Below are 13989 nucleotides of genomic sequence, written 5' to 3'. Positions count from 1 at the left end.
CAGTTTTCACATTTTTTTGTCAATTTTGTATATATTTTTCTTTGAAAAATTACCAAGATAATTTAGTATTCATACTGTTTTATCAAAACATACCTATAATTAGCAGCAATTTTAACTTTTTAGAAGCAAAAGCTTTACATGTGATCATATTAACATAAAGAGCTAACAATTCCGTTTCTTTACCTTACAATCATTTACACTCGCACAACCTTACCGTAAAATGCCCGCACTGATGAAACGACAATTAGATTCTTGTCATTTGGGGTCGTGGATGAGACTTATGAACTACAAAAAAAGCATTGGAGCAATCTCACTTGTTGCAGCAGCCTTATTATTAGGCGGTTGTGATATGGTGTTGATGGATCCGAAAGGCGCCGTTGGCGTAAAACAAAAAGAACTGATTCTTATTGCAATTGGTTTGATGCTCCTTGTTGTGATTCCTGTTATTTTCATGGCGATTATCTTCGCTGTAAAATATCGTGAATCCAATAAGTCAGCTACCTACCGTCCTAACTGGGCTCACTCTAACAAAATTGAGTTAGTCTGTTGGACAGTTCCTATCATTATTATCATTATTCTAGGTGCTATCACTTGGAAAACGACTCATGAGCTGGACCCGTATCAGCCATTAGTTAGTGATCAGGAACCTATTACCATTCAAGTTATTTCAGCTGACTGGAAATGGATCTTTATCTATCCAGATCAAGGCATTGCTACAGTCAATGAAATCGCATTCCCTACTGGTGTTCCTGTAAACTTCAAAATCACGTCTGATTCTGTGATGAACTCATTCTTCATCCCATCTTTAGGTGGACAGATCTACGCGATGGCGGGTATGCAGACAAAACTTCACTTAATCGCTAACGAACCAGGTACCTATAAAGGCTTCTCAGCAAGCTATAGCGGTCACGGGTTCTCAGATATGAAGTTTAATGCTATTGCAACAGCAGATCGCCAAGGCTTCGATGAGTGGGTACAGAAAGTAAAAGCATCACCAAAAACTATGGATACGATGCAGGCATTCGACGAAGTTGCTAAACCTAGCATGAACGTTCCTGTTACCTACTTCTCTAGCGTGAAACCTAAACTTTATGAAGACATTATTATGAAGTTTGGTCATGAGCACCATAAAGGTCACGCTCCTGTAGATGCGAATAATGAAGCAAATCATTCTATGCACATGGGCAACACTGCTCAAGCGCAAGAATCTACAGGTCAATCAATGCATATGAGCCATAACGCTCATGCAGGCGCTGAGGAATAAGGGCATGTTTGGAAAATTAACACTGGACGCAGTTCCACTTCATGAACCGATTATCGTTATTACACTGATTGCCATTGTCCTCGGCGGACTTGGCTTAGTCGGTGCAATCACCTATTTCGGAAGATGGAAATGGCTGTGGAAAGAGTGGTTAACCTCTGTTGACCATAAAAAAATTGGTATTATGTACATCATCGTTGCGATGGTGATGTTATTCCGTGGATTCGCGGATGCGATCATGATGCGTGGCCAGCAAGTGCTGGCTTCAGCGGGTCAAGAAGGTTTCTTAAACCCTCACCACTATGATCAGATCTTTACAGCGCACGGCGTTATCATGATTTTCTTCATGGCAACTCCATTTGTTGTCGGTCTGATGAACTTAGTTGTTCCTCTGCAAATTGGTGCCCGTGACGTTGCATTCCCATTCCTTAACTCCCTGAGCTTCTGGTTCTTCGTAGTGGGTGTTGTATTAATCAACATCTCATTAGGGGTAGGTGAATTCGCACAAACTGGTTGGTTAGCATACCCTCCTCTGTCCGGCTTGGAGTACAACCCGGGAGTCGGGGTCGATTATTGGATATGGAGTCTCCAGATATCCGGTATCGGTACGCTATTAACAGGTGTTAACTTCTTCGCGACCATTATCCGCATGCGTGCACCGGGTATGTCGATGATGAAAATGCCAGTATTTAGCTGGGCAGCATTCTGTACCAACATCCTGATTATTGCAGCATTCCCAATTCTGACAGTGACTATCACGTTACTGACATTAGACCGTTATCTGGGCACCCATTTCTTCACTAACGATATGGGCGGCAACATGATGATGTACATCAACCTGATTTGGGCATGGGGTCACCCTGAGGTGTATATCCTTGTTCTGCCAGTGTTCGGTGTGTTCTCAGAAATTGCAGCAACCTTCTCGAAAAAGCGTCTGTTTGGTTATACCTCACTAGTGTGGGCAACCATCGTTATCACCGTGATGTCCTTCATCGTATGGTTACACCACTTCTTTACGATGGGTTCAGGTGCGAACGTTAACGCCTTCTTTGGTATCGCTACGATGATTATCGCAATCCCTACAGGGGTTAAGATTTTCAACTGGCTGTTCACCATGTACCAAGGTCGTATCGAGTTCAAATCACCAATGTTATGGACTATCGGTTTTATCATCACCTTCTCTGTGGGTGGTATGACTGGTGTTCTGTTAGCGGTTCCAGGTGCGAACTTCGTTCTGCACAACAGCCTGTTCCTGATTGCTCACTTCCATAACGTTATTATCGGTGGTGTGGTATTCGGATGCTTCGCTGGTATGACTTACTGGTTCCCGAAAGCTTACGGCTTCACGCTGAATGAGAAATGGGGTGTTCGTGCCTTCTGGTTCTGGATCACTGGTTTCTTCTTAGCATTCATGCCGTTATATATCCTTGGCTTTATGGGTATGACCCGTCGTCTGAGCCAAAATATTGACCCAACCTATCACGGTATGCTGGTTGCAGCTGCGTGTGGTGCAGGTCTGATTGCTCTGGGTATTGCTTGCCAAGTTATCCAAATTATCGTGAGTATCCGTGACCGTCATGAAAACCGTGATTTAACCGGTGACCCATGGGGTGGACGTACTCTGGAGTGGGCAACTTCTTCTCCGGCACCATTCTACAACTTCGCTGTTGAACCACAGATTCAAACTCGCGATGCTTGGTGGGATATGAAAGAGAAAGGTATCGCTCATAAGAAACCTACTTCATATGAAGAAATTCATATGCCGAAAAATACAGGCGCTGGCGTTATCATCGCTGCATTTAGCTTGATTTTTGGTTTCGCAATGATCTGGCACATCTGGTGGCTGGCAATCGTTGGTTTCGGTGGCATGATTGTTACTTGGATTGCAAAAAGCTTCGACGAAGATGTTGATTACTACGTACCTGTGGCTGAAATCGAACAAATCGAGAATAAGCACTTTGAAGAATTACGTAAGGCAGGTGTGAACGATGTCAACTAATACAATGACTAATCATAATGTAGCCCATGCAGAGCATGGGCACCACGATGCGGGTGCAACAAAAGTATTCGGATTCTGGATCTACTTAATGAGTGACCTGATCCTGTTTGCTAGCTTGTTTGCAACTTACGTGGTTTTATCTGATGGCACTGCTGGCGGTCCTGCTGGTAAAGACATCTTTAGTTTGCAGTTCGTATTAGGTGAAACATTCTTACTGTTATTCAGTAGTATCACCTACGGTTTTGCAATGATTGCAATGCACAAAGAGAAAGTGGCTGCCGTTAACTTATGGCTGTTCATTACTTTCTTATTTGGTCTTGGCTTCGTTGTTATGGAAGTTTATGAGTTCCACGAACTGATCGCTGAAGGCTACGGCCCAGATCGCAGTGGCTTCTTATCTGCTTTCTTCGCATTAGTTGCGACTCACGGTATCCACGTAACTTGTGGTCTGGTTTGGATCATTCTGATGATTATCCAAAACTGTCGTCGTGGTCTGACTGCAGTTAACAAAACCCGTCTGAACTGCCTGAGCCTGTTCTGGCACTTCTTAGATGTTGTTTGGATCTGTGTATTTACCGTTGTTTATCTTCTGGGGGCTATTTAAATGAGTCATGCAAAAGATGCTCATACTGGAGCAAGCCACGGTAGCGTTAAGACATACCTGATTGGCTTTATTCTGTCAGTTATCCTGACTGTAATCCCTTTCTGGATGGTGATGAATGGAACAGCTTCACAAGGCGTTATTCTAGCAACTGTTGTTGGAATGGCTGTTGTGCAAATCCTTGTACACCTTGTTTGTTTCTTACACATGAATACATCATCAGATGAGCGCTGGAACCTGATTGCATTCCTGTTCACTATGCTAATCATCGGTATCGTTGTTATTGGCTCTCTGTGGATTATGTACAACCTGAACATCAATATGATGCTCGACTAAAGAGTTGCCGATATGTTTAAGCAATACCTGCAAGTGACCAAACCAGGAATTATATTCGGAAATCTGATTTCTGTGATCGGCGGTTTTCTGCTGGCCTCTAAAGGGTCAATTGACTACCCGCTGTTTATTGCGACTTTGCTGGGTGTATCATTGGTCGTGGCTTCTGGTTGTGTATTTAACAACTACATCGACCGTGATATTGACCGTATCATGGAAAGAACTAAGAATCGCCCTTTAGTTAAAGGGCTGATTGACCCGAAAGTTAGCCTGATTTACGCTGCTGCATTAGGTATTGCTGGCATGGTGCTGCTACTCGTAGCAGCCAATGCTCTGGCAATGCTCCTTGCACTCATTGGTTTCATTGTGTACGTGGGCGTGTATAGCCTGTACATGAAGCGTAAATCTGTTTATGGCACGTTGATTGGCAGCCTATCTGGCGCAGCACCACCGGTTATCGGCTACTGCGCTGTCACAAATGAATTTGACGCTGGAGCCTTAATCCTGCTGTTAATATTCAGCTTGTGGCAGATGCCGCACTCATATGCCATCGCAATTTTCCGCTTTAAGGATTACAAAGCCGCAAACATTCCGGTGTTACCCGTGATCAAGGGCATATCTGTCGCTAAGACTCATATCTTCTTGTATATCCTTGCGTTTATGGTCGCTACATTAATGTTAGCGATTAGCGGATACGCGGGCTATAAATATCTGGTTGTCGGCGCTGCGGTTAGCTTATGGTGGCTTGGTATGGCAATTTCTGGTTTCAAAACCGAAAATGACGACCGAGTTTGGGCGCGTAAGCTGTTCATCTTCTCCATCGTAGCGATTACTTCGCTGAGTGTGATGATGTCAGTTGACCCAACCGTTACAAGCGATACTGTTATAGCGTTAGTCCGATAATTTATTGCATTATTGACAATAAATGTGTTCAAACGGCGGGGAGTGCAAACTTCCCGCCGTTTTTCTTTGTCTGCGAATATTTTTGTGATGATTTTTATGGTTAAATAGCCGCCTGCTATCAATAAGCCAATGTCTTTATATAATAACAACCTAACTGACTGATTTATCTTTAAATTAACACCAAAACAGCTACAACCCGAAATAAAAAGAATAATTTAAGCTCATTAAGATTTAATACTCTAAATAGTTTGGGTTGTAGCAAGGCGGCAAGTGAAGCTAATCCCTAGGAACGTAGATAACTACGTGACTAGGGTTAGTGAGCGTAGCCAACACCGCTACAGCTCAAAATATAACGAGTATTTTTATGAATGATAATAAAATGACCCACCTAGAACTCCGCGCCACTTGGGGACTAGGATCCGTATTCTCCCTTCGCATGCTCGGCATGTTTATGGTGCTCCCGATCCTCACCAGCTATGGGATGCACTTACAGGGCGCTAACGAGTTTTTGATTGGCTTGGCGATCGGTATTTATGGGCTTAGCCAAGCTGTTTTTCAAATCCCTTTTGGTTTAATGTCTGACCGTATTGGTCGCAAACCACTGATTATTTTTGGGTTGCTGATATTTATTATGGGCAGCGTCATTGCCGCATTAAGCGATTCTATTTGGGGCATTATTATTGGTCGAGCTTTACAGGGAGCTGGCGCTATCTCTGCTGCCGTTATGGCCTTGTTATCGGATTTGACCCGTGAACAAAATCGTACAAAAGCGATGGCATTTTTAGGTATAAGCTTTGGCGTAACGTTTGCTATTGCCTTAGTTTTAGGACCGATTGTAACCCATGCCGTTGGTTTAAGCGGTTTATTTTGGGGAATCACTTTATTAGCCGTCGGCGCTATTTTCGTTACTATCTTTGTGGTACCTAACAATACTCACCATGTTGTAAACCGTGAATCTGCTTTTGTTAAAAGCAATTTAAAAGCCGTTTTACTTAACTCTCAACTTCTCAAGCTGAATGTTGGGATTTTAAGCCTACATACACTGTTAATGTCCAGCTTTGTCGCCCTCCCCTTGATCATGGCCGATGCCGGTTACTTGGCAAAAGATCACTGGAAAGCGTATTTAGTCACCATGTTAGTCGCCTTTGTTTGCGTACTTCCTTTTATTATTTACGCGGAAAAACAGCGCAAGATGAAGCAGGTTTTCCTGTTCTGCATTTTGCTCTTAGCGGCTGCGGAAATTGTTTTATGGCAATCAGGTCGCCAACTTTGGATTATCTTCTTAGGGATCCAACTGTTCTTTATTGCATTTAACGTGATGGAAGCCATTTTGCCGTCCCTGATCAGTAAAGAAGCGCCTGCCGGATACAAAGGCACAGCCATGGGCGTCTACTCCACCAGCCAATTTCTAGGAGTAGCCTTAGGCGGAATTCTGGGCGGCTGGTTGTATAAATTTGAAGGGGCCAGTACCGTATTTATCGGCGGATTACTACTTTGCGTTATCTGGTTCGTTATCAGCTTAACCATGAAACAACCGCCTTACGTCAGCAGTATTCGCATGGTTCTCCCGCATCGTTTTAAAAATATCAGTAAGCTTCAGGAACAGTTAATAGCCATGAACGGTGTGCTTGATGTGGTTGTGATTGCTGAAGAGATGAGTATTTATATCAAGATTGATAAAAAAGTGGTTAACCGAGCAGAGCTTGAAGCCATTGTTCATGCTTAATCATATGTAATCTTATAAATAACAAATAGCCCGCAATATCGCGGGCTATTTTCAATAACTAAAACACGCTTATCAATTAGTCGCGGAAGTTATTGAACTGGAATGGTTGACCTAAATTGCCGCCACGGACTAACGCCATAACAGCTTGCAAATCATCTCGCGCTTTGCCCGTTACACGCACTTGTTCACCTTGAATTTGCGCCTGCACTTTCAACTTGCTGTCTTTAATCAGCTTAACAACTTTCTTCGCCATACTCGCTTCAATGCCTTGTTTTAAAGTCACTTCCACGCTGTAAGTTTTACCACTATGTACAATATCTTCAGGGACATTCAGCACTGCGCCATCAATTCCCCGTTTTGCCATTTTCTCTCTTAAAATATCAAGCAGTTGTAAAACTTGGAAATCGGATTCACTGGTCACTTTGATAGACTCATTCTTATCGTTCAGTTCAAAGCTTGCAGTGATATTTTTAAAATCCCAGCGGCTAGTAAGTTCGCGCTGAGCATTTTCTACCGCATTGCGGACTTCACTCATTTCAACTTCAGATACAATATCAAATGATGGCATTTTAACGCTCTCCTATAATCAATAGGCTTATAATAGCTTATTTGCCCATGACACTCCATGTTGTCAGATTGGCTCACTTGTATAACACAACTAATTATTTGGATATCCTATTAAAATCGCTATGATGGCGGTTATTAATCCAAATCAACCGCTCTCAGATAGTAGGGAAAATCGATGAAAATAACCCTGATTGGCTGTGGTGCTATTGGTAAACTTTGGCTAGCCGCCCTTTCCTCACAAGGACACGATGTCCAAGGATGGCTGCGAGTTGCTCAATCCGACTTATTTGTTGATGTTAATGGACCTGACGATAAAATTTTCCGCGAATTAATTCCTTGCAATAATCATCAGCATCTACACACAAGCGAATTAGTGATTGTCTGTTTGAAAGCATGGCAAGTTTCAGATGCCTTATTGCCCTTGCTGCCCATCATTCCTGAAACTAGCCCGATTCTCTTACTGCATAACGGGTTAGGTACATTGGAAGAGTTAGGCACATTGCGCCATCCATTTTTGAGCGGAGTTACAACTCATGCGGCATGGCAAGATAACAACCAAGTTTTTCATATTGCTAGCGGCATCACTCATATCGGCGCCGTCAACTCTCAAGCAGAAGCTTATTACCCTATCGCCAATATTTTGCATGAAGCCCTACCGGATGTGGCATGGCATAATCAAATCCTCAATACTATTTGGCGAAAACTGGTGGTTAATTGCGTGATAAACCCGCTTTCCACGGAACACAATTGTACCAATGGGCAAATCATTCACTATCCAGAACAGATTGTTCGGGTCATAGATGAATGCTGCCAAGTGATGGTTGCCGAGGGATTGCATACTGATAAAGAAGAGATGACTGAACGCGTCTATGACATTATTCATCAAACCTCAGAAAACTATTCATCCATGCTACAAGATGTGCGACATCATCGCAGAACTGAAATTGATTACATCACGGGCTTCTTAATCAAAAAAGCCCGAGCTCATGGCTTAGCCACCCCTGAGAATGATCGTTTGTACCACTTAATTAAAAATAGAGAACAAAGTTATGACAACCTCCGTGCTGATATGCATCGCCAATGGTAGTGAAGAAATTGAAACCGTCACTACTGCCGATTTACTGGTTCGTGCCGGAATACAGGTGACATTAGCCAGTGTGACGGAAAACGGAGCGTTAGAGATAACCGCATCTCGAGGTATTAAACTCGTTGCTGACCTGCCCATCATCCGCGTTGCGGACGAACCTTTTGACGCCATCGTGTTACCCGGCGGTCTAGCCGGTGCAGAAGCTTTTCGTGATAGCCCACTGGTGGTTGAGAAAGTCAGGCGCATGCATTTAGATGGAAAAATTGTGGCAGCCATTTGTGCCGCCCCTGCATTAGTTTTGGAATACCACCAACTATTTCCTCTCGGAAACATGACTGGTTTTCCAAGCATGCGAGATAAAATTCCAGCCCATAAATGGGTCGATAAGCGCGTCTACTTTGATGAGCGAGTGAATTTACTGACTAGCCAAGGTCCTGCGACAGCCTTTGACTTTGCACTGAAATTAATTGAATTATTGCAAGGGCGAGAAACCGCTGCCAATGTCGCCTCACAACTCGTTTTGCCACCGGGCATTAATGATTATCTGGAAGATTAGAAACAAAAAAGCGAGCTAATCAGCTCGCTTTTTCATTCAATATCACCTGACAACTTACGGGCGATAAACCTTAATATTCTCAAAGCCTTGCTCTTTCAAGTACAATGCTTGCAGACGGCTCATTACACCACGGTCGCAATACAACAGGTACGTTTTCTCTTTTGGTAAATCACCAAATTGCGTGCCCAGTTTGTAGAATGGAATATGTTTAATTTCAATTCCTTCGACCTTCAATGGCTTATCTTCAAACTCATCGATTGAGCGAATATCTAAGATAACTTCATTATCTGCCGAAAGTTGGCTGACCATCTCAACTTCAGGTACTTTCTCAAGACTTTCTTGCGCGATCTGGCGAATATCAATGTTTTGTGCCTGCTCAACGACAGACTCTAAGATACCAAAATCAAAGTTCTCTTCTTCCGCTTCAATACGTGCTTTCACCGCTTTCACGGTTGGGCTTTTCGAAATCACACCGCAATATTCCGGCATGGTTTTCGCGAAATCTTCCGTACCAATTTGACGAGCTAACTTGATAATGTGTTCTTTATCGTGAGAGATCAGCGGACGTAACACTAAGGTATCTGACGCATTATCAATTAAACGTAAGTTAGTTAGCGTTTGGCTAGAAACCTGTCCCAGTGCTTCACCCGTTACGATAGCTTGAACGCCATAGCGCTCAGCCACTTTAGAAGCCGCACGTACCATCATACGTTTTAATACGACACCCATTTGACCGTCATCGACTTTCTCTAAAATCTCAGCCACAACAGGTTCAAAGTTAACGGCAATAAAACGCACTTTATGGGAGCTGCCAAAGCGGTTCCATAAATAGTGAGCAATTTGCTTTACGCCAATTTCATGGGCAGCACCGCCGAGATTAAAGAAGCAGTAATGCACTCGGCAACCACGGCGCATTAACATATAGCTGGAAACCCCGGAGTCAAAACCACCTGAAATCAGTGACAGTACATCTTCTTGTGTACCAATTGGGAAGCCGCCGATCCCTTCGATACGCGCTTTCACGAGGATCAAATTGTCATCTTCAATTTCCAGATGTACGGTGGTATCAGGATCTTTCAGTTTCACTTTTGCGGAAGCGATATGCTGATTTAAACCGCCACCAATATAACGCTCTGCATCAATGGATGAAAATTCGTGTTTACCACGGCGCTTCACACGCACACAGAACGTTTTGTTCTCCACTGATGCCCCGTAGGCTTCCAGTGTCATTTCAAAAATATGGTGTAAACTGGTGAAAGGCTTCTCTTCCACTTCTAAGATGTGGTGGATGCCGGGAATGCGGCTCAGCATGTCACAAATTTCGTCGTGCTTTGATTCCCCTTTAACACGCACTTCAATGTTATCCCAATTACGGACAACCGAGATCTCTTCGCCAAGACTCTTCAATACATTGCGGATATTACTGGTTAGAATTTTAATAAAACGGAGTCTAACTGTTTGGCTTTTGATAGTGATTTCTGGGAATAACTTAATAATAAACTTCATAGTCGTGGCATGTTCTTGGTTAGTGGGGCAAACGGACGTTGCGAAAAAGTGACTGTCGTGCACTTTACCAGTTGTCAATAAAGAGGCGTATTATAGCACTATCTTGCGTACTGAATCTAAAAACACCAATAATAAATTGTAACCATTGCGAGACTAAGTTAGTCTGCACAATAATTAAAGTTTCCCCCACTTTTAAGTGATTTAACATTAGTGATTAACGATTATGGCTAAAGAAAAATCTCAGCAAGTTCCCACTGTTAGTTTTGAAAACTCCCTTCAAGAGCTTGAGCAAATTGTCGCTCGCCTAGAATCCGGAGAGCTACCTTTGGAAGATGCCTTAAACGAATTTGAGCGAGGCGTCCAAATTGCTAAGCAAGGTCAAAAAGTCCTTCAGCAAGCAGAGCAACGTGTACAAATTTTGCTGAGCGATGACGAAAATAAAGCCCTCGACGATTTCTCACCTGATACAGAATAAATTATGTCCGAACAACACCCAGACACCTTTGTGCGCCAGCAACGCCAAGCTCACGATAGAGTTAATCAATACTTATTAACCTCATTAGATGCGCTCCCTTTTGCTGATCTGCCATTAGCACAAGCCATGAAATATGGCACTTTACTTGGTGGTAAGCGCTTACGCCCTTTCTTAACGTATGCCGTCGGTGAAATGCTGGGCGTTAGCCTGGATAGCTTAGATGCACCCGCTGCCGCTGTAGAATGCATCCATGCTTATTCGCTGATCCATGATGATTTACCTGCTATGGACGACGACGACCTGCGTCGTGGGCAACCAACTTGCCACATAAAGTTTGGTGAAGGTAATGCCGTACTCGCCGGAGATGCCTTACAAACATTCGCATTCCAATTACTCTCCAGCGCCCCTATGTTCGATGTGTCCGATAAAGACCGCATTGCGATGATTGCAGAACTGGCTTATGCCAGCGGTTTAGCGGGTATGTGCGGTGGACAAGCATTGGATCTTGATGCTGAAGGCAAGCACGTTGATCTGATTTCACTCGAGCGTATCCACCAGCATAAAACTGGCGCATTAATCCGAGCCGCTATTCGTCTCGGCGCCTATGCCGCAGGTCATAAAGGTCATCAAGCATTAGCTAGTTTAGATAAATACGCCGAATCTATTGGGCTTGCCTTTCAAGTTCAAGACGATATTCTAGACGTCATCGGAGACAGCGCAGTGACAGGCAAACGCCAAGGTGCTGATGAACAACATGAAAAAAGCACTTATCCATCACTGTTAGGTCTTGAAGCTGCCCAACAAAAAGCCAAAGAGCTCTATCAAGATGCGATCGCGGCTTTAGAATCATTGCAATCCCAAGGTTACAATACAGAGTTATTGAGAGCTTTAGCCAATTTTGTCATTGAGCGCAAAAGCTAACAATATACTTTGCCTTTTGGTATAGATAAGACCGATAATTATAACATTGATTACCTGAGTAACTTAGAGCCGTTGTGACAACTTATAAAATACGTTCAACACACAAAAATCACGGTCAGCAACCGCTCGACGTTAACAGGCATCGCCCTAATTAATTTAAGTAGTGAGCACCTAATGAGTATAGATACCGCGAAATATCCAACGCTGGCACTGGCAGAGACGCCTGATGAACTGCGCCTTCTGCCAAAAGAAAGCTTGCCAAAGCTTTGTGATGAACTGAGACAATTTCTATTAAATAGCGTCAGTCGCTCGAGCGGTCACTTTGCCTCTGGATTGGGCGCCATTGAATTAACTGTTGCTCTACATTATGTCTATAAAACCCCGTTTGATAATCTTGTTTGGGACGTCGGTCATCAAGCGTACCCACACAAAATTTTGACTGGGCGCCGTGACAGAATCGACACCATTCGTCAAAAAAATGGGTTACATCCATTCCCATGGCGTGCTGAAAGCGAGTACGACATTCTTAGTGTTGGTCATTCCTCAACCTCCATTAGTGCCGGTTTAGGTATGGCTATCGCCGCGGAAAAAGAAGATAAAAACCGCAAAACAGTTTGTGTTATCGGTGATGGCGCCATTACTGCGGGTATGGCTTTCGAAGCCATGAACCATGCTGGGGATGCTGCGCCCGATATGCTGGTGATCCTCAACGACAATGAAATGTCGATTTCAGAAAACGTTGGCGCGCTGAATAACCATTTAGCCCATTTACTTTCCGGCAAGCTATATACCACGCTGCGTGAAGGTGGAAAGAAAGTTTTCTCGAATATTCCGCCAATCAAAGAGTTACTCAAGAAAACGGAAGAACATATCAAAGGCATGGTTGTGCCTGGCACCATGTTTGAAGAATTAGGCTTTAACTACATTGGCCCTGTTGACGGACACGATGTGATTGCGCTGATCCAAACGTTAAAAAATATGCGCGAGTTAAAAGGTCCTCAATTCCTGCACATTATGACCAAAAAAGGTCGTGGCTATGAGCCGGCAGAGAAAGACCCAATTAGCTGGCACGCCGTACCTAAGTTTGACCCTGCCACTTTTACGTTACCAAAAAGCAAAGATACCAGACCGACATTCTCCAAAATTTTTGGGGATTGGTTATGTGAAGAAGCTAAAGACGACGATAAACTGATGGCCGTCACCCCAGCGATGCGTGAAGGTTCTGGTATGGTGCGTTTCTCGAAAGAGTACCCAGACCAATATTTTGATGTCGCGATTGCCGAGCAACATGCCGTCACTTTCGCCGCAGGGCTTGCCATTGGGGGTTATAACCCGATCGTGGCAATTTACTCGACCTTCTTACAACGTGGTTACGACCAAGTGATCCACGATGTGGCCATCCAGAAACTCCCAGTGATGTTTGCCATTGACCGTGCCGGTATCGTCGGTGCTGATGGTCAAACTCACCAAGGATCATTCGATATTTCATTCTTACGTTGCATCCCAACAATGGTGATCATGACGCCAAGTGATGAAAATGAATGCCGTCAAATGCTGCACACTGGCTACCATTATCAAGAAGGTCCTACCGCGGTTCGCTACCCTCGTGGCGCAGGTACAGGGGCTGAGCTAATGCCATTAGCACCGCTTGAAATTGGTAAAGGGATTGTCCGCCGCCAAGGCGAAAAAGTGGCGATCCTCAGCTTTGGGACATTACTGAGTAACGCCTTAGAAGCCGCAGAACAAATCAATGCCACCGTCGTCGATATGCGTTTTGTGAAACCATTAGATGAAGCGCTGATCTTAGAAATGGCCAATACCCATGACCTGATCGTAACGTTGGAAGAAAATACGATTATGGGCGGTGCAGGCAGCGGTGTGAATGAATTCCTAATGAGCGAGAAGAAAATCCTGCCAGTTCTGAATTTAGGTCTACCGGATTTCTTTATTCCTCAAGGTACTCAAGATGAGTTATTAGCAGATCTCGGTTTAGACGCGACAGGGATCGTGAGCGCCATCAGTACTTACCAGAATAAATAACTTATAGAAAAATT

13 protein-coding genes are annotated in these 13989 nt (G+C 43.8%); 11 read left to right on the top strand and 2 right to left on the bottom strand.

Annotated elements, in window-relative coordinates; translation table 11 throughout:
- The first annotated feature begins 271 nt into the window (after positions 1-271).
- The 6 genes from cyoA (at position 272) to ACY3ZI_RS03910 (ending at position 6823) form a co-directional block, all read left to right on the top strand.
- Positions 272-1264 (top strand): cytochrome o ubiquinol oxidase subunit II, encoded by a 993-nt coding sequence (gene cyoA, locus ACY3ZI_RS03935; RefSeq protein WP_487376021.1) that lies wholly within the window; start codon positions 272-274, stop codon positions 1262-1264.
- Between the two features lie 4 nt (positions 1265-1268).
- Positions 1269-3260 (top strand): cytochrome o ubiquinol oxidase subunit I, encoded by a 1992-nt coding sequence (cyoB, locus tag ACY3ZI_RS03930; protein WP_487376019.1) that lies wholly within the window; start codon positions 1269-1271, stop codon positions 3258-3260.
- Positions 3250-3864: a cytochrome o ubiquinol oxidase subunit III gene (locus ACY3ZI_RS03925; RefSeq protein WP_036953890.1), complete on the top strand. Its 615-nt coding sequence runs from the start codon at positions 3250-3252 to the stop codon at positions 3862-3864. Before cyoB ends, ACY3ZI_RS03925 begins: the two co-directional genes overlap by 11 nt.
- The gene (locus tag ACY3ZI_RS03920) at positions 3865-4197 is read left to right on the top strand and encodes a cytochrome o ubiquinol oxidase subunit IV (protein ID WP_006657209.1); all 333 of its coding nucleotides are present in this window, start codon (positions 3865-3867) and stop codon (positions 4195-4197) included. It abuts the gene before it with no gap.
- A 12-nt stretch (positions 4198-4209) separates the two neighbouring features.
- Positions 4210-5097: a heme o synthase gene (cyoE, locus tag ACY3ZI_RS03915; RefSeq protein ID WP_036953887.1), complete on the top strand. Its 888-nt coding sequence runs from the start codon at positions 4210-4212 to the stop codon at positions 5095-5097.
- 364 nt (positions 5098-5461) lie between these two features.
- The gene (locus ACY3ZI_RS03910; RefSeq protein WP_487376017.1) at positions 5462-6823 is read left to right on the top strand and encodes an MFS transporter; all 1362 of its coding nucleotides are present in this window, start codon (positions 5462-5464) and stop codon (positions 6821-6823) included.
- Between the two features lie 76 nt (positions 6824-6899).
- Here ACY3ZI_RS03910 and ACY3ZI_RS03905 read toward each other — a convergent pair whose 3' ends face one another.
- A complete protein-coding gene (locus ACY3ZI_RS03905) occupies positions 6900-7391 on the bottom strand; it encodes a YajQ family cyclic di-GMP-binding protein (RefSeq protein WP_036953882.1) in 492 nt (163 codons plus the stop codon).
- 174 nt (positions 7392-7565) lie between these two features.
- Between ACY3ZI_RS03905 and panE the strand changes: the two genes are divergently transcribed.
- Both panE and yajL read left to right on the top strand, forming a co-directional pair.
- Positions 7566-8477, top strand: a complete 912-nt coding sequence (gene panE / locus ACY3ZI_RS03900) for a 2-dehydropantoate 2-reductase (RefSeq protein ID WP_036953879.1) — start codon at positions 7566-7568, stop codon at positions 8475-8477.
- Entirely contained in the window at positions 8440-9033 is a 594-nt protein-coding gene (yajL, locus tag ACY3ZI_RS03895) for a protein deglycase YajL (protein WP_211886638.1), read from the top strand. Before panE ends, yajL begins: the two co-directional genes overlap by 38 nt.
- Before the next feature lie 54 nt (positions 9034-9087).
- Here the strand turns inward: yajL and thiI are convergent, their stop codons facing one another.
- Positions 9088-10539, bottom strand: a complete 1452-nt coding sequence (gene thiI, locus ACY3ZI_RS03890) for a tRNA uracil 4-sulfurtransferase ThiI (RefSeq protein WP_036953873.1) — start codon at positions 10537-10539, stop codon at positions 9088-9090.
- A 223-nt stretch (positions 10540-10762) separates the two neighbouring features.
- Between thiI and xseB the strand changes: the two genes are divergently transcribed.
- The 3 genes from xseB (at position 10763) to dxs (ending at position 13975) form a co-directional block, all read left to right on the top strand.
- Positions 10763-11014 carry an exodeoxyribonuclease VII small subunit gene (gene xseB / locus ACY3ZI_RS03885; RefSeq protein ID WP_036953869.1) on the top strand — a complete coding sequence of 84 codons (252 nt, stop codon included), beginning with the start codon at positions 10763-10765 and terminating at the stop codon, positions 11012-11014.
- Positions 11015-11017: 3 nt separating this feature from the next.
- Positions 11018-11935, top strand: coding sequence for a (2E,6E)-farnesyl diphosphate synthase (gene ispA, locus ACY3ZI_RS03880; RefSeq protein WP_211886640.1), 918 nt, complete (start codon positions 11018-11020; stop codon positions 11933-11935).
- Positions 11936-12109: 174 nt separating this feature from the next.
- Positions 12110-13975, top strand: coding sequence for a 1-deoxy-D-xylulose-5-phosphate synthase (gene dxs, locus ACY3ZI_RS03875; protein WP_487376013.1), 1866 nt, complete (start codon positions 12110-12112; stop codon positions 13973-13975).
- The last annotated feature ends 14 nt before the right edge of the window (positions 13976-13989 follow it).

The sequence above is a fragment of the Providencia sp. LY12 genome, assembly GCF_057621555.1.
This window is presented reverse-complemented; position numbering and strand designations above follow the sequence as displayed.

Bases quoted from the DNA above. Each gene is read 5' to 3' on its own strand.
- cyoA (WP_487376021.1), top strand. From the start codon at position 272: ATGAGACTTATGAACTACAAAAAAAGCATTGGAGCAATCTCACTTGTT.
- cyoB (WP_487376019.1), top strand. From the start codon at position 1,269: ATGTTTGGAAAATTAACACTGGACGCAGTTCCACTTCATGAACCGATT.
- ACY3ZI_RS03925 (WP_036953890.1), top strand. From the start codon at position 3,250: ATGTCAACTAATACAATGACTAATCATAATGTAGCCCATGCAGAGCAT.
- ACY3ZI_RS03920 (WP_006657209.1), top strand. From the start codon at position 3,865: ATGAGTCATGCAAAAGATGCTCATACTGGAGCAAGCCACGGTAGCGTT.
- cyoE (WP_036953887.1), top strand. From the start codon at position 4,210: ATGTTTAAGCAATACCTGCAAGTGACCAAACCAGGAATTATATTCGGA.
- ACY3ZI_RS03910 (WP_487376017.1), top strand. From the start codon at position 5,462: ATGAATGATAATAAAATGACCCACCTAGAACTCCGCGCCACTTGGGGA.
- ACY3ZI_RS03905 (WP_036953882.1), bottom strand. From the start codon at position 7,391: ATGCCATCATTTGATATTGTATCTGAAGTTGAAATGAGTGAAGTCCGC.
- panE (WP_036953879.1), top strand. From the start codon at position 7,566: ATGAAAATAACCCTGATTGGCTGTGGTGCTATTGGTAAACTTTGGCTA.
- yajL (WP_211886638.1), top strand. From the start codon at position 8,440: ATGACAACCTCCGTGCTGATATGCATCGCCAATGGTAGTGAAGAAATT.
- thiI (WP_036953873.1), bottom strand. From the start codon at position 10,539: ATGAAGTTTATTATTAAGTTATTCCCAGAAATCACTATCAAAAGCCAA.
- xseB (WP_036953869.1), top strand. From the start codon at position 10,763: ATGGCTAAAGAAAAATCTCAGCAAGTTCCCACTGTTAGTTTTGAAAAC.
- ispA (WP_211886640.1), top strand. From the start codon at position 11,018: ATGTCCGAACAACACCCAGACACCTTTGTGCGCCAGCAACGCCAAGCT.
- dxs (WP_487376013.1), top strand. From the start codon at position 12,110: ATGAGTATAGATACCGCGAAATATCCAACGCTGGCACTGGCAGAGACG.